Genomic DNA, 13,801 nt, shown 5'->3' on the forward strand with positions numbered 1-13,801 from the left:
CACGTCCTGAAGCGCTTTAGCCCCTCGAGGTCGCCCACATGAACCATCCCGGTTTCTTCGACGTTGCCGGGCCGTTCTCCGTCGCCGAGGTGGCCGCCGCCACGCAGTCAGAGATCGCGGGCGATGCGGCCCTGCACGGGCGCATGCTCGAAGGCGTGCAGCCGCTCGGCGAAGCGCAGGTGCGCCACGTGACCTTTCTCGATAACAAAAAGTACCTGCCCCAACTCGGCTCGACCGCCGCGGGCGCCTGCCTCGTCAATCCGAAGTTCGCCGATCGCGTGCCGGCGGGCACGGTCGCCCTGGTCAACAAGAACCCCTATCGCGCGTTCGCCCAGAGCCTGGCGCTCTTCTATCCAGGAGCGATGCACAGCAGGACGGCGACGGCGGGCAGCGAGCACCGCATCGATCCCTCGGCCATGATCGAAGAGGGTGCCCTGATCGAGCCCGGCGCCATCATCGGAGCGGAAGCGCGCATCGGGCGGGGAACGCGCATCGCGGCCGGCGCCGTCATCGGCTATCGGGTCGCCATCGGGCGGGATTCGTATGTGGGCCCGAACGCCAGCGTGATGCACGCGCTGATCGGAGACCGCGTCATCATCCATGCCGGGGCGCGCATCGGCCAGGACGGCTTCGGCTTCGCCATGAGCGCCGCCGGACACCTCAAGGTGCCGCAGGTCGGCCGCGTCATCCTGCAGGACGACGTCGACATCGGCGCAAACACCGCCATCGACCGCGGCGCGCTCAAGGACACGATCATCGGCGAAGGGTCGAAAATTGATAATCTGGTCCAGATCGGGCACAACGTCGTGATGGGACGCCATTGCGTCATCGTCGGGCAGGTCGGCATTGCAGGATCTGCCGAGCTCGGCGATTTCGTCGTCATGGGCGGACAATCCGGCTTGATCGGGCACATCAAGATCGGAGCCGGCGCGCAGATTGCGGGCGGGGCTCACCCCAAGGACGACGTGCCGGCCGGAGCGATCATGGCTGGCACGCCCGCGCGACCATTCAAGCAGTGGGCGCGTGAAGTTGCTGCCATTTCACGGCTGACCAAACGCGGCTCCGGCGGGAACGATACCGGCACGGACCAGGGCTGAACCATTATTTGCAGTATTGCTCGATCCCGAAACCACTCGGGCGGGCCAGATGGAGTGTGAAGGGGATGAACGACAAGACGAAGGCGCCATCGACGACGGCGGACATTGCGAAGATCCTGAAGCTGCTGCCGCACCGGTACCCCTTCCTGCTGCTCGACCGCATCTACGACATCAATGGCGACGAGACGTGCGTGGGCGTGAAGAACGTGACCATCAACGAGCCGTTCTTCCAGGGGCACTTCCCTCAGTTCCCGGTCATGCCGGGCGTGCTGATCATCGAGGGCCTGGCGCAGACCGCGGGCGCGCTTTGCGTGCACAGCCTCGGCGAGGACTACAAGACCGAGCTCGTGTATTTCATGGGGATCGACAAGGCGAAATTCCGCAAGCCCGTACTTCCCGGCGACCAGCTGCACTATCATGTGCGCAAGATCCGTAACCGCGGCCGGGTGTGGCGGTTCTTCGGCGAAGCAAAGGTCGAAGGTCAGACCGTTGCGGAAGCCGAGATCAGCGCCATGCTGGCCGACACCTCCGAGGCGCGGGCGTTCGCTGCGAGCAAGAATGGCTGAGACGAAAATCTATCCGAGCGCAATCGTCGAGGACGGTGCGAAGCTGGCTGACGGTGTGACCGTCGGTCCGTTCTGCGTGGTGGGGAGCGACGTCACGCTCGCTGAAGGCGTCACGCTCGCGAGCCATGTCGTCGTCACCGGACGCACGACGGTGGGTGCGCGCACGCGCATCTTTCCCTTCGCATCGATCGGACATCAGCCTCAGGACCTCAAGTACAAGGGCGAGCCGTCGACGCTCGATATCGGCGCGGACTGCATGATCCGCGAGGGCGTGACCCTCAACCCCGGCACCGAAGGCGGGGGCATGAAGACCACCATCGGGAACGGCTGCGCGTTTCTCGCCAACTCGCATGTCGGCCATGACTGCCACGTCGGCAACAACGTCATCTTCTCGAACAACGTGATGCTCGCCGGGCATTGCGACGTCGGCGATTTCGCCATTCTGGGGGGCGGCGCGGCCGTGATCCAGTTTGCGCGCGTCGGAGCGCACTCGTTTCTCGGCGGCATGAGCGGCCTCGAGCAGGATCTGATCCCCTACGGCATGGCGCTCGGCAACCGCGCCTACCTCTCGGGGCTCAACATCGTCGGTCTGCAGCGTCGCGGTTTCTCGCGCAACGAGATCCACGACCTGCGGCGCGCCTACAGGTCGCTATTTGCCGCCGAAGGCACATTGCTCGAGCGCGTCGCGGACGTAGCCGAGGAATTCAAGGACCATACGATCGTCATGGAGATCGTCGCGTTCATCCGCGCAGGCGGCAAGCGCTCCATGTGCACGCCGAAGAACGGCGGCGAGGCTTAGCCTCGTCGCCGACGGGATCTCGCGTTCGCACTTGGCGTTACTGGCGCACTTGGCGTTACTGGCCTTCGCCGCCGGTGTTCGAGTTGCCGCCACCGTTTTCAGAGAACTTGGTCTTCGTCGCCGCGTGCTTCGAGATGGTGTCGAAGTAGGCCGTGTCGTCGCCGATGGTCAGCGTCGGCGAGCAGTTCGGCGTGCAGCTATAGGACTGGCGCAGGCCGCCCTTCGTGAGGTTGACGGTGCGGACATCGTCCCGCTGCACGACGATGCGCTGGTCCTGGATGATGTTGCGCTCAGCGTCGAGGGCGATGATGTTCGTCACGCCGAAAGTCTTACCCGTCACGACCAGAAGATTGCCGCCCTGAATGGCGACGTCGGCGATCGACGGATTGCCGATGATCACGCTCGACACGGCGCGCGGCAGACGCAGCAGCTGCGACTGGTCATAGGCGACGACCAGATCGGCAGACTTTGCCGTTCCAGCGGCCATGCAGGCCATCAGTGCGATCGTCACGCCCGTCAACACCCAGCGCGCGAAGCCGGCGTCGGTACGTAAGGATGCGGCATCGGTCGGCGCCATCGGCCACTCCTGTTGCTCGTTATCGCCCCATTTGACCTTCAACCTGTAAATGAAGCGCTAACGGATGCTCCAGACTGCAGCGAGGGAACTCCATCCATCCGTAAACGTTATGACTGAACATCGACATCCCCAAGGAGCTGCCGTGCCCCGCCCCGTCCTGATCATCGCCATCGCCATCCTCGTGCTCGTCGGCGCCGCCCTGGTGTTCGGCAATCACTCTGGCACTTCAACGGTTTCGACTGACACCCCGTCGGGGACGCGCATAGAAGCGCCCGGCACGCGGGTGGAAACGAGTGAGGACGGTACGCGCGTGCAGGCGCCGGGTGTCGACATCACCATTCCGAAAAAGCAGGACGGCGAATAACTCTGCAATTGCTCCTATTACTGAGGAACGAAATCACTTAGACTTGCGTCTCTTGAACGCCTTTCCGTCGTGCTGGAGGGCTTGCGGCTTGGATTCTCTCGAACTCTCGTTTCCAACCGGGTTCTTGGCGTCGCTGGAGATCGGCGGACGGCTGTTGCTCGCGATTGCACTCGCGGGTCTGCTGGGGTGGGATCGCGAAGAGAAAGACCGCCCCGCGGGGCTGCGCACCTACATGCTCGTCGCGCTCGCGTCGGCACTGTTCACGATCATCACCTTTGAAATCTACGAGACGCTCCACATTACGAACCCGAGCGGGAGCTCGGACCCGATCCGCATCATCGAAGCGGTGACGGCCGGTGTCGCCTTCCTCGCCGCGGGCACGATCATCCAGGGGCGCACGAGCGTCCGCGGATTGACCACGGGAGCCGGCATGTGGATGGCGGGCGCGCTCGGGGTCGCGGTCGGAGCGGGGCACTACCTGCTCGCGATTTTTGCCGCGGGGCTTGCGTTCTGCATCCTGCGGTTCGTCAACTTCGCCGCGCCGAACGACAAACCGCCGGCGAGCACGCTCCTCATCGATGAGAGCGAAGAAGATCAACGCAGCGGCTAGCGGCGGCGAACTCCGCGCGCTTGAGGGCGGCGGTGGCTGCAGCTTCCGCGTCATGGCCCCATAGCTCGCGTTGCCACGCCTCGTCGACCGTCGCGGCGTCCCAGGCCTGATCGAGCGTGAGGTGGCCGCGCATGTGAGCGATCGCAAGCACGGCCGAGCCGCCGATGGTCGTCATCACGTGAAGGGCGGCAAGGCTCAGCGCATCGATGCCGTCGAGGCTGCGGCGAACCGCGTCGAGCGTCGCAGCCGGTTGATCGATCGGCATGACGCCCTGGCGCAGACGGAAGTCGGTGCCAAGCTCCTGCTTCGCCCAGGCCAAGACCGGATCCCACGCCTCGCTCTGACGGCGCACGAGGCCATCGGGCGCCTCGGCGCGATAGCACAGCAGATCGCTGCCGGCGAAAGCGACGATATCGGCGGCGACGTCGTCCCAGCGCTCGGACACGGCGTCGATGGCCGTGTTGGCGAGCTTGGTGAGCGGCATGGTGGCGGGATCGATGCGTTCGCCCTGCGCCTCCCATTCGGCCGCGATGGCGCGCGCGAGCGGCTCAGTCGCCAAGGCCAGCGGACGCTTGCCCGGCGTGCGGATGGCGCGCCCGTCCAGGAGCACGTCGAACATGTCCTCACGCGGCGCAACGGACACGGACTTGTAGAACCGCTTCGGGAGCGGGCGCACCTCGTCGCGACCCAGGCGCTTGGCGGGAGGGTTGTCGTTGTCGTGGTCGTGGTCGCCTTGCTTGTTCGTCATGACGCGGGCCGCATGTTCAGGAGGAAATCGGGAGGAGGAAACGGTCCAGCGCCGCGTTGAGCTCGCGGTGATCGGCGGCCACGATTTTCGCGCCCGCCGCCCGAAGGTCCTGCGAGGGATGATAGCCCCAGCCGACGCCCATCGGCAGCACGCCGGCGCCGAGCGCCATCTCGATATCGAAGCTAGTGTCGCCGATCATGACCGTGTCGTCCGGCCCGACGGAGGTTTCGTCCATGGCCGTCAGGATCATGGCCGGGTTGGGCTTCGAGGGGTTGGTGTCCGCCGTCTGCAGGGTGGCGAAATGGTGCGTCAGGCCCTCGCGCTCCAGCACGGCGTCGAGCCCGCGGCGCGACTTGCCGGTGGCGACGCCGAGCAGCACGTCGCCGCGCGCCGCCAGCGCTTCAACCGTCTCGCGCATGCCCTCATACAACGGCTCGGCGTGCTCTTTGCGCAGGCGGCGGGAGCGGAACGCCTCCTTGTAGGCTTCCGCCATGCGGTCGACGCGATCGAGATCGCTGCCCGCCGGCATCAGGCGCGCAACCGCGATCTCGAGCGACAGGCCGACGACACCCAGGATGCTCGACCGCACTGGCGCCACGAGGCCTTCCGCACCGAAGGCATCGACCATGGACGCGACAATGCCGTGCTGGCTGTCGACCAGCGTGCCGTCGCAATCGAAGAGGACGAGCTTCACGACGCGACCACCCTCAGCCGTCATCACTATCGAAGCGGCGCGGATCGAAACCCAGGAGATCCCACGTCGTCAGCATGTGCTCGGGCAGCGGAGCCGACACGTCGATCTTCGCCTTACCAGCGGGATGGGGAATGATCAGGCGGCGCGCATGGAGGTGCAGCTTGGGCTCGACGTTTTCGATCACGGGCTCCGTGTCGCCGCCGTTGTACTTCCCGTCGCCGATCATGGGGTGGCCGATCATTTCCATATGCGCGCGGAGCTGATGCTGGCGGCCGGTGACCGGCTTCAGCGACACCCACGCGACCTTGTGCGCCGCGCGGTCGATGACCGAATAGTGCGTCGTGGCGTGCATGGCTTCCTTCTGCTCGCCGGGGCGCGCCTTGCGGATGCGATCGCCGTCTGGGCCGGACGCCTTGACGAGGGCCGCCTCAATCTTCCCCTGCGGCGGCTTCGGCACGCCTTTGACAAGCGCCCAATAGGTTTTGGCGGCCGAGCGGGTCTGGAAGATGCGGCCGAGCTTTGCCGCGGCCTGACGATGCTTGGCGACCAGCAGCACGCCGGTGGTGTCGCGGTCGAGGCGATGGACCAGACGCGGGCGGTCACCGAAGCGGTCGACCATGCCGGCCAGCATGCCGTCGATGTGGCGGCGCGTGCCGGTGCCGCCCTGCACGGCGATGCCGAACGGCTTGTTGAGCACGAGCACATCGTCGTCCTCGAACAGGATCATGCTCTCGATCAAAGCGCGATCGGCCTCGGAGGTGCCTTTGACTTCGGCTTTGGCGCCGGGTGCGCCCTCGCGCGGGGCGCGCGCGGCTTTCGGCACGCGAACCTTGGCGCCGGTCTCAAGGCGCGCATTGGCTTCGACGCGGCGCGCGTCCACCCTCACCTGCCCGGAGCGCAGCAGCTTCTGCAGGTAGCCGTGGGTGATTTCGGGAAAGTGGACGCGGAACCAGCGGTCCAGGCGCATGCCCGCTTCGCGTTCCGAAACCTCGATCGTTTCAACGCGCTCGCTGACGCGGTCATTCATGGGTGTGCACAGTCTTCAGATATCAAATTGAAGCCCCGCGCCTCGACGAGGCGCGGGGAGATTGAGTGCGACGCGGATGCGTCGCGGGCGGAATCGAGGCGCCGTCAGCCCGAGCGCGGGTCGCTGCGCAACGGGCTCCCGATAACCCAGCCGACGGCCCAGCCCACGATCAAGCCGGCCAGGTTGACGATCATGAACGCAAGCTGGTTGACGTTCTCGGCTTCGTCGGAGCTTTCGTACTTGAGTTGCAGGGCGGCCCAATCGGCCACGGGGCCGCTCAGGAAATGCATCGCGAGGGCGGCGCCGACGATCGCGAAAATGATGGCAACGAGATAGCGCATGAGACCTCCGGCGGCTTCGTTCTGAGCCGTTGTGATCGGCCGTTCTACGACATTCTTGCGCGCGTGCCCCCGCGCTATTTGACTTCCCAGAACCAGATTTCACCGGCGCCAGCGTAGTTCGAATAGTAGCCGAGCCAGGAAAACCACTCCATCAGCCACTTTGCGGAGGAGCGATAACCATTCCAGACGTCGATGTGGTCGCCGGTCGGGCGGTCGCCGTCGGTCGAGCGGCGCCAGTAGTCCTGGATGTAGATGATGCCGGTCCGGCCGTAGATCTTGGGGTAGAAGTTGGCAGCGTCGGCGCCGATGAACTTCTCAGTCGGACCGATGCCGTCGATCTTGGCGCGCGCGATGCCGTTGGCGAGCTGGCTCGCGTTGATGAAGTGCATCTCGTCGCGGGGGTGCACCGAGCAGTGCGAGATGCCCGAAAGCTGCGACGGCTGCACGCCCGCGCGGCGCAGGGCGACACCCATCCGGATGGCGCACTGATTGGAGAAGACCGGAAACCCGAGCAGGATCGTATTGCCTTCGAGATTGGTCAGGTTGCGCGGTGCGATGCAGGGCGTCGCGACGCTCTCATTGATGGGATGCCCGCGCCAGAGATCGTTGAATTCAATCATGAAACGCTTCCCTACTTTACCCCGTCCCCGTCCGCCGTTTCCCGTCCGCCGGGCGGCTGGCGCGTCCCCCGTCCTGCCGCCGCCGGGACTATATGCCGTCGGACCGTGACTTGCCAGAGGAGGTAGGAGGGCCAGCGTAGGCAGGAGGACCCGCCCGCCGGAAAACGGCGCGCCTCCGGGGGGAGCCGCTAGTCGGAGCGCTTTTTGCGCAGGCCGTCCCAATAGGCCAGGCGTTTACCAAGCTCCCGCTCGAAGCCGCGCTCGGGGGGATCGTAGTACTTGGGCCGCCGCGTGAACTCGTCGGGGAAGTAGTTCTGGCCCGAGAAGGCGTCCGGCTGGTCGTGGTCGTAGAGATAGCCGTCGCCGTAGCCCTCGTCCTCCATCAGCTTGGTCGGCGCGTTGAGGATCACCTTCGGCGGGGAGAGCGAGCCGTGCTCCTTGGCGGCCCGCATGGCGGCCTTGTAGGCGACGTAGTTGGCGTTCGATTTCGGCGCGGTGGCGAGATAGATGACGGCTTCCGAGAGCGCGAGCTCGCCTTCGGGGCTGCCGAGGAAGTCGAACGCGTCCTTGGCGGCGTTGCAGACCACCAGCGCCTGCGGATCGGCGAGGCCGATATCCTCTACCGCCATGCGCACGAGACGGCGCGCCAGAAAAAGCCTGTCCTCGCCGCCGTCGAGCATGCGGCAGAAGTAGTAGAGCGCCGCGTCCGGGTCGGAGCCGCGCACGGACTTGTGCAGGGCAGAGATGAGATTGTAGTGGCCTTCACGGCTCTTGTCATAGAGCGGTGCGCGGCGCTGGACGAGCTTGACGAGGGCGGCGCGGTCGAGCGGCTTGGCGCCGGGCTTGACGGTGGAGAGCACTTCGTCGGCCAGATTGATGATGGCGCGGCCATCGCCGTCGGCCATCGAGATCAGGGCGTCACGCGCGTCCGCATCGAGCGGCAGTGGGCGCCCCTCCTCCGCTTCGGCGCGCTTGGCGAGATCTTCGAGCGCGGCGTCGTCGAGACGATTGAGCGTCAGCACGGACGCGCGAGAGAGAACGGCGGCGTTGATCTCGAAGGACGGGTTCTCGGTCGTCGCGCCGACGAGCGTGATGGTGCCGTCTTCCATGTAAGGCAGGAAGCTGTCCTGCTGCGAGCGATTGAAGCGATGGATCTCGTCGATGAACAGCAGCGTGCCGCGACCTTGCTCGCGCCGGGCCTTGGCGCGGTCGAAGGCTTTCCGCAAGTCGGCGACGCCCGAGAAAATGGCCGAGAGCTGCTCGAATTCAAGCTTGGTCTCGTGCGCCAGAAGGCGGGCTATCGTGGTCTTGCCGCAGCCGGGCGGGCCCCACAGAACGAGGCTCGGCAACCGGCCGCTGGCGAGAAAGCGCGTCAGCGTGCCTTCGGGCCCCACAAGGTGAGGCTGGCCCGCGACCTCGCTCAGTTTCTGGGGACGCAGTCGATCCGCCAGCGGGCGCGGCGCGCTCTTTTCCAGTCCGGCCGCTTCGAAGAGATTGCTCATGGGGCGATGTTAGTGCGTTTCCGGAGAGGAATGAAGCAGGCCGCGGCGATCATCCTCGGGCTGCGTGTTGAGACGTGGTGGGACGAGGCCGGGGCTTTCCCAAGCAGAAAAATGGATCCTAGGCACAGGGCCTAGGATGACAGTGGGTGGCGAGGCTAGCCCGGCACCTGAAGATTGAAGACCTTGTCGCCGCGCTTGACGGCGACGAGCCACATGCGCTGGCGCTGTCCCAGCCGGGTCTCGAGATCGGTGACCGTCGTGACCGGCTGGCCGTTGACCTGGGCGATGATGTCGCCGGGCTGGAAGCCGAGACGGGCGGCGGTCGAGGCGCGGCGCACGGACAGCACCACCACGCCGTCCACGGCGTCGAGGCCCATTTCATCGACCAGCCCCGGCAGGATGTTCGAGACGCGCGCTCCATCGAGCGGATGCTGGCCTGCGAGATTGCGCACGTCGTTCTTGCCGGGCTTCGGCGCCGTGACGAGCGTCATCTCGACGGTCTGCGGTTGTCCCTTGCGCAGCACATCGAGCTTCACGGTGCTGCCGATGCCGCGCGTCGTGAGGCGGTACTGAGCGCCGCGCGCGTCGGCAATTTCGAAGCCGTCGACGTGCAGCACGACATCACCCGCGCGCAAGCCGGCGACGGCCGCGGGGCCGCCTTCCGTCACGCGGGCAACGACGGCTCCCGCGACACGATCGAGACCAAGCCCCTCGGCCATGTCGCGCGTGACCGTTTCGAGCCGCGCGCCAAGCCAGGGACGTTCAACCGCGCGCCCTTCGGCGGCGCCCTCGACGTAGAGGCGAACAAGGTTGGACGGAATAGCGAAGCCGATGCCCTGCGAGCCGCCGGACTGCGAGAAGATCATCGTGTTGATGCCGACGAGCTTGCCGGACATGTCGACCAGGGCGCCGCCGGAGTTGCCGGGATTGATGGCGGCGTCAGTCTGGATGAAGACCTGGAGGTCGGACGTGCCGACCTCGCTGCGGGCCAGCGCGGAGACGATGCCGCTCGTCACCGTCTGGCCAACGCCGAAGGGGTTGCCGATGGCGAGCACCATGTCGCCGACTTCGAGGTTGTCCGAGTCTTCGAGCTGAAGCGTCGGGAAGACCTGGCCGTTGTGCTCGATCTTGAGGATGGCGATGTCGGTCTTGTCGTCCTGGCTCACGACCTTGGCGTCGAACTCGCGCTTGTCCGAGAGCGCGATGCGGATTTCCGTTTCGCCGCGGCCGCGAATGACGTGCGTGTTGGTCACGACGACGCCATCGGAGCTGACGATGACGCCGGAGCCGAGCGAGCTTTGGATGCGTTCCGATGGCTGGCCGAAGGCGTCGCCGAAGAACTGGCGGAAGAAGGGATCGTTGGCGAACGGCGAGGAGAACGTCTGCACCCGGCGCTGGACATAGACGTTGACGACCGCGGGCGCGGCGCGGCGCACGATGGGTGAGAACGAATACTGCGCCACTTCCCGCGAAGGGGGAACTTCGCGCACGATGGGGCCGCTTTCGGATTTCTGCGCCGTCGCCGGGGGAACGAGCGTGGCGACAGCCAACACACCGAGCGCCACGGCGCCCGCGATGGCCGCCACATTCCTGAATGATCGAAACATCGTGCGACCCCTGCTCTCGAACGCCCGCCCGAGGATATAGGGCAGCGGACGCTCCGGCGGAAGGCGTCACGGCGGCGCCCGGTTCTCAGGGGTTTTTGGTCAGAATTCCAGGGCGCTAGGGGCTGCTCGCCCCGAGGTTCGCCTAGCGCGCGTTCAACGCCGCCCGGTATTCGTGCGGGGTCCAGACGCGGCCAGCGTCGGGACTGGGGGTGCCGGGGCTGGCTGTGTCGCGGCTGACGTCGGCGTAGCTTTGGCCGTAACCCCCATCGCGGCTCGGCAGCGGCGCGCCGGCGCCGACATCCGGAAGCTGGCTGCGGGTGTAGCCGGCCGGCGGGCTCGGCGGGTACGCGGGGAAACGCTCGGGCTCGGACGCCGCATAGCGCTCCGGGGCCGGGAACCTCTCCGGCGCCGGCTGCTCCGGCCTGTAGGCATAGCTGGGCGTGGCCTGGGCCTGCGTGACAGGGTTTGCGGTCACAGAATTCGGATTGCGCCGGTAGGCGTCCCATTCGCGCGCCGACTGAGCGCGTTCCATGGCCGCAATGTCGGTGCCGCCATTCCACGGCCGGCTGGCCAGGTATTGGCGCTCGTGATGATCGCTGCCGTCGAGCGGCGCGCGGCCGGCATAGCGCACGCGCACCTTGCCGGTGCCGCCCGCGCGAAGGCCCAGCGCGTCGGCGGATTTGCGCGACAGATCGATGACGCGATCGCCGACGTACGGTCCGCGATCGTTGATGCGCACGAGGATGGTGCGGTTGTTGCTGAGGTTCGTGACATAGGCATAGCTCGGCATCGGCAGCGTCGGGTGCGCGGCCGTCAGCGCGTTCATGTCGAACACTTCGCCGTTGGCGGTGTGGCGGCCGTGGAAGTCGCTGCCGTACCAGGAGGCGATGCCGACGCGGTCGTAGTCCGTCTGCTCACGCGGGTTGTACCAGCGTCCGCCGACCTGATAGGGGTCGCCGACCTTGTAGCGTCCGCCGCCCTTGGGAATGTGATCGCCGTCCGCGGCGACGCGGCGGCTGGCGCTGACGCCCCATTTGGATTCCGGAAACATCGGGCCGCCCGACTTGTCCGATGACGAGAAGGCGCCGGAGACGACGCTTTGGGTGCTCGAGCATCCCCCCAGCATGGCCGCCGCGGCGGCAATCGCCAAAGTCAGCGCCATTGCACGAGGCGCGCCCTTGGGTGGGGTCCCAATCGTCTGAGAATACGGGTGTCCAGGCGCATTTGCGCCTTGGCTATGCATACGCGACATCAACGCCATCCCACAGGCCCTTACAACGGGCCTTTCCTGCCTAGACACTTCGGTGGCCACTGTTTCGCGGCCTTTGCCGAAGCCCTTGCACGATGACAGAGAGCAATTGCGATCCCGTTAAGCGGGGTTTGCGCCAGGGTCTTAAGGGGTTCGAAACCCGGCCGTGGGCCGGCCAAACCTGCGGCTTGAGGGGCAGGCACGGACTGTGTAGGGTCCAGCGCCGTTGCGAGCCCCAGGGCCCGTCCGCTTTCGAGCGGCAGGGTGCGGGCGCGGCGGACTTCGGAGGGATGGTCGAGTGGTTTAAGGCACCGGTCTTGAAAACCGGCGTGGGTGCAAGCTCACCGTGGGTTCGAATCCCACTCCCTCCGCCACTTTGGCGCTCACGCCCGCGCAGCGGGCTCCGCGGGGGCGCGGCACTGGCCGCGGGTCGCGTTGCTCCCGAGCCCTTCGGGCTGCTAGCTGGCGCTCACGCCCGCGCAGCGGGCTCCGCGGGGGCGCGGCACTGGCCGCGGGTCGCGTTGCTTCCGAGCCCTTCGGGCTGCTAGCTGGCGCTCACGCCCGCGCAGCAGGCTCCGCGCGGGCGCGGCACTGGCCGCGGGTCGCGTCCAAGCGAAGCTTGGCTCCGCCAAGACGCTCCCTGGCCCTTCGGGCCGAAGTTCGAAGTTCTCCCTTCGGCTCCGCCACGTTGTCGCTCACGCCCGTCATGGCGAAGCCATGCTCCGCATGGACAGGCGCTCCGCATGGGCAGCGCTCGCGCCGGGTCGCGTCTAAGCGAAGCTTGGCTCCGCCAAGATGCTCCCAAGCCCTTCGGGCTGTCAGAGTTCGAACTTGACCTCTCCGAGGCATGCAAGCAGGCGCTAGATCAGGAATGATTGGAGCGAGTTTTCATGTTCGCTCCAATCACCGACGGAGCTTAGTCGAACGAGCAACGCCAGCAGATGAGAAGTCCGTCCTCATCGTCGTGGCGTTCGCCAACTTTCCTGAAGCCATTGCGACTGAGAACGTGCTGGGATGGCAAGTTCGCCGGACTCGTCTCAGCCGTCAGGGCATTCACATGGGGCGCGTTCTGCGCCCATGCCATGATGTCGCCGATCGCCCGGCTTGCGATACCGCGATTTTGCCGGCTTGGCGCGATGCCATAGCCGATATCCACAACACCGCCGATCGGCGGGCGCGTGACGGAGCACAGGCCCGCTACTTCATCGTCATCGACGATAAGCCAAGACGCCGGTGAGAATGATTCACGCACTCGTGCGGCTACGTTGGCCAGCATTTGAAGCACCTCCTTGGGTGCGATCGGCGTATCAGGTAGTTTGAAGGTTCGGGGCGCAATTCCGCGAACCAGCGAGGCATAATCCTCGTCAGTGCTCTCTAAGATCATTGTGTCTCTCGAATGAAGAGTGCGCCCGAAGACGCTATCCGCGTAAGCCGATCAGAGGCGCGATTTGTCGCTCACGTCATTGTTCAGCCGTGGTAACGGTAAGAAATGGGAGCGATGAGCAAAGGCAATCTCCTGTAATTGTTGTAATATGCGTTTGTGTTGCCTGCTTGTAAAGTATGAGAGGCGACTGCCCACGCGCGCGTGATGGCGAAGCCGTGCTCCGCCATGGACCGGGCTGTCATCGATGATCGTGAGCAACTTTGCGTCGCTCAGTCCGAAGCCGACGTTGAAAGCTGGGCTGCCCAACGACTAGCCAGTTGGATGAAATTTGCGGCGGCACAGCGGTTGTGCGCGCTCAACTGGGCTCGATTTGGCGGGCGGCTTCATCTGGCACGGCGCGTGCACTTAGCCATCTCATAATGCCTCTAGGGTTCCGATCGCGCATCCTGCGTCGATGCTGGTCCGAGAGAGGCCCTCTCGCTCAGGCCCACCGCTTGAGCGAAGCCACGGCGGGATAAAAGCCCGGGAGACCTACACCGCAGGGAGCCCCAAGCTCTCGAACGGAAGGCCTCCTTCGTGTGCGTCTTGCGCCCCCGTTCGTCCTTGGCCCCTTGCG

15 protein-coding genes, 1 tRNA gene and 1 riboswitch are annotated in these 13,801 nt (G+C 65.8%); of the genes, 6 read left to right on the plus strand and 10 right to left on the minus strand.

Annotated elements, in window-relative coordinates; translation table 11 throughout:
* Positions 1 to 38 precede the first annotated feature (38 nt).
* From lpxD to lpxA, 3 genes are all read left to right on the plus strand, one after another.
* Entirely contained in the window at positions 39 to 1,097 is a 1,059-nt protein-coding gene (gene lpxD / locus K2Y42_RS03805) for a UDP-3-O-(3-hydroxymyristoyl)glucosamine N-acyltransferase (protein ID WP_291148652.1), read from the plus strand.
* Positions 1,098 to 1,162: 65 nt separating this feature from the next.
* Positions 1,163 to 1,663 (plus strand): 3-hydroxyacyl-ACP dehydratase FabZ, encoded by a 501-nt coding sequence (fabZ, locus tag K2Y42_RS03810; protein WP_291148654.1) that lies wholly within the window; start codon positions 1,163 to 1,165, stop codon positions 1,661 to 1,663.
* Positions 1,656 to 2,462, plus strand: a complete 807-nt coding sequence (lpxA, locus tag K2Y42_RS03815) for an acyl-ACP--UDP-N-acetylglucosamine O-acyltransferase (protein WP_291148655.1) — start codon at positions 1,656 to 1,658, stop codon at positions 2,460 to 2,462. The genes fabZ and lpxA overlap by 8 nt, the downstream gene beginning before the upstream one ends.
* Positions 2,463 to 2,517: 55 nt before the next feature.
* On the opposite strand, the gene K2Y42_RS03820 is transcribed toward lpxA, so the two are convergent.
* Positions 2,518 to 3,039 (minus strand): pilus assembly protein N-terminal domain-containing protein, encoded by a 522-nt coding sequence (locus tag K2Y42_RS03820; protein ID WP_291148658.1) that lies wholly within the window; start codon positions 3,037 to 3,039, stop codon positions 2,518 to 2,520.
* A 142-nt stretch (positions 3,040 to 3,181) separates the two neighbouring features.
* Here K2Y42_RS03820 and K2Y42_RS03825 point away from each other — a divergent pair, with 142 nt between their 5' ends.
* Positions 3,182 to 3,403, plus strand: a complete 222-nt coding sequence (locus tag K2Y42_RS03825; RefSeq protein WP_291148661.1) for a hypothetical protein — start codon at positions 3,182 to 3,184, stop codon at positions 3,401 to 3,403.
* An 88-nt stretch (positions 3,404 to 3,491) separates the two neighbouring features.
* Positions 3,492 to 4,013: an MgtC/SapB family protein gene (locus tag K2Y42_RS03830; RefSeq protein ID WP_291148664.1), complete on the plus strand. Its 522-nt coding sequence runs from the start codon at positions 3,492 to 3,494 to the stop codon at positions 4,011 to 4,013.
* Here the strand turns inward: K2Y42_RS03830 and K2Y42_RS03835 are convergent.
* The 8 genes from K2Y42_RS03835 to K2Y42_RS03870 all read right to left on the minus strand — a co-directional run bounded on the left by K2Y42_RS03835 (position 3,976) and on the right by K2Y42_RS03870 (position 11,714).
* Positions 3,976 to 4,761, minus strand: a complete 786-nt coding sequence (locus tag K2Y42_RS03835; RefSeq protein WP_291148666.1) for an ATP12 family protein — start codon at positions 4,759 to 4,761, stop codon at positions 3,976 to 3,978. The two genes, K2Y42_RS03830 and K2Y42_RS03835, sit on opposite strands and share 38 nt — an antisense overlap.
* A gap of 16 nt (positions 4,762 to 4,777) precedes the next feature.
* Complete coding sequence (locus tag K2Y42_RS03840; RefSeq protein ID WP_291148669.1) at positions 4,778 to 5,455, minus strand: HAD-IA family hydrolase; 678 nt, start codon at positions 5,453 to 5,455, stop codon at positions 4,778 to 4,780.
* 13 nt (positions 5,456 to 5,468) lie between these two features.
* A complete protein-coding gene (locus tag K2Y42_RS03845) occupies positions 5,469 to 6,482 on the minus strand; it encodes an RluA family pseudouridine synthase (RefSeq protein ID WP_291148671.1) in 1,014 nt (337 codons plus the stop codon).
* A 104-nt stretch (positions 6,483 to 6,586) separates the two neighbouring features.
* Entirely contained in the window at positions 6,587 to 6,823 is a 237-nt protein-coding gene (locus K2Y42_RS03850) for a hypothetical protein (RefSeq protein ID WP_291148673.1), read from the minus strand.
* 74 nt (positions 6,824 to 6,897) lie between these two features.
* On the minus strand, positions 6,898 to 7,443 hold the full coding sequence (locus K2Y42_RS03855) for a type VI secretion system amidase effector protein Tae4 (RefSeq protein WP_291148676.1): 546 nt from the start codon (positions 7,441 to 7,443) through the stop codon (positions 6,898 to 6,900).
* A 188-nt stretch (positions 7,444 to 7,631) separates the two neighbouring features.
* A complete protein-coding gene (locus K2Y42_RS03860; protein WP_291148678.1) occupies positions 7,632 to 8,945 on the minus strand; it encodes a replication-associated recombination protein A in 1,314 nt (437 codons plus the stop codon).
* Between the two features lie 155 nt (positions 8,946 to 9,100).
* Positions 9,101 to 10,552: a Do family serine endopeptidase gene (locus K2Y42_RS03865; protein ID WP_291148681.1), complete on the minus strand. Its 1,452-nt coding sequence runs from the start codon at positions 10,550 to 10,552 to the stop codon at positions 9,101 to 9,103.
* A 142-nt stretch (positions 10,553 to 10,694) separates the two neighbouring features.
* Positions 10,695 to 11,714, minus strand: coding sequence for a septal ring lytic transglycosylase RlpA family protein (locus K2Y42_RS03870; protein ID WP_291148682.1), 1,020 nt, complete (start codon positions 11,712 to 11,714; stop codon positions 10,695 to 10,697).
* Positions 11,715 to 12,085: 371 nt separating this feature from the next.
* Between K2Y42_RS03870 and K2Y42_RS03875 the strand changes: the two genes are divergently transcribed.
* Positions 12,086 to 12,175, plus strand: a tRNA-Ser gene (locus K2Y42_RS03875).
* Positions 12,176 to 12,717: 542 nt separating this feature from the next.
* Here K2Y42_RS03875 and K2Y42_RS03880 read toward each other — a convergent pair.
* Complete coding sequence (locus K2Y42_RS03880; protein WP_291148685.1) at positions 12,718 to 13,185, minus strand: GNAT family protein; 468 nt, start codon at positions 13,183 to 13,185, stop codon at positions 12,718 to 12,720.
* A 414-nt stretch (positions 13,186 to 13,599) separates the two neighbouring features.
* A riboswitch (guanidine-I (ykkC/yxkD leader) is annotated at positions 13,600 to 13,716 on the plus strand.
* Positions 13,717 to 13,801: the final 85 nt, after the last annotated feature.

Source organism: Hyphomicrobium sp. (genome assembly GCF_019744875.1).
Taxonomy (GTDB): domain Bacteria; phylum Pseudomonadota; class Alphaproteobacteria; order Rhizobiales; family Hyphomicrobiaceae; genus Hyphomicrobium_C.

Excerpts from the sequence above, each read along its gene's own strand:
- K2Y42_RS03860 (WP_291148678.1), bottom strand. The coding sequence starts at position 8,945 with ATGAGCAATCTCTTCGAAGCGGCCGGACTGGAAAAGAGCGCGCCGCGC.
- K2Y42_RS03880 (WP_291148685.1), bottom strand. The coding sequence starts at position 13,185 with ATGATCTTAGAGAGCACTGACGAGGATTATGCCTCGCTGGTTCGCGGA.
- K2Y42_RS03820 (WP_291148658.1), bottom strand. The coding sequence starts at position 3,039 with ATGGCGCCGACCGATGCCGCATCCTTACGTACCGACGCCGGCTTCGCG.
- K2Y42_RS03850 (WP_291148673.1), bottom strand. The coding sequence starts at position 6,823 with ATGCGCTATCTCGTTGCCATCATTTTCGCGATCGTCGGCGCCGCCCTC.
- K2Y42_RS03865 (WP_291148681.1), bottom strand. The coding sequence starts at position 10,552 with ATGTTTCGATCATTCAGGAATGTGGCGGCCATCGCGGGCGCCGTGGCG.
- K2Y42_RS03870 (WP_291148682.1), bottom strand. The coding sequence starts at position 11,714 with ATGGCGCTGACTTTGGCGATTGCCGCCGCGGCGGCCATGCTGGGGGGA.
- K2Y42_RS03835 (WP_291148666.1), bottom strand. The coding sequence starts at position 4,761 with ATGACGAACAAGCAAGGCGACCACGACCACGACAACGACAACCCTCCC.
- fabZ (WP_291148654.1), top strand. The coding sequence starts at position 1,163 with ATGAACGACAAGACGAAGGCGCCATCGACGACGGCGGACATTGCGAAG.
- K2Y42_RS03855 (WP_291148676.1), bottom strand. The coding sequence starts at position 7,443 with ATGATTGAATTCAACGATCTCTGGCGCGGGCATCCCATCAATGAGAGC.
- lpxD (WP_291148652.1), top strand. The coding sequence starts at position 39 with ATGAACCATCCCGGTTTCTTCGACGTTGCCGGGCCGTTCTCCGTCGCC.
- K2Y42_RS03845 (WP_291148671.1), bottom strand. The coding sequence starts at position 6,482 with ATGAATGACCGCGTCAGCGAGCGCGTTGAAACGATCGAGGTTTCGGAA.
- lpxA (WP_291148655.1), top strand. The coding sequence starts at position 1,656 with ATGGCTGAGACGAAAATCTATCCGAGCGCAATCGTCGAGGACGGTGCG.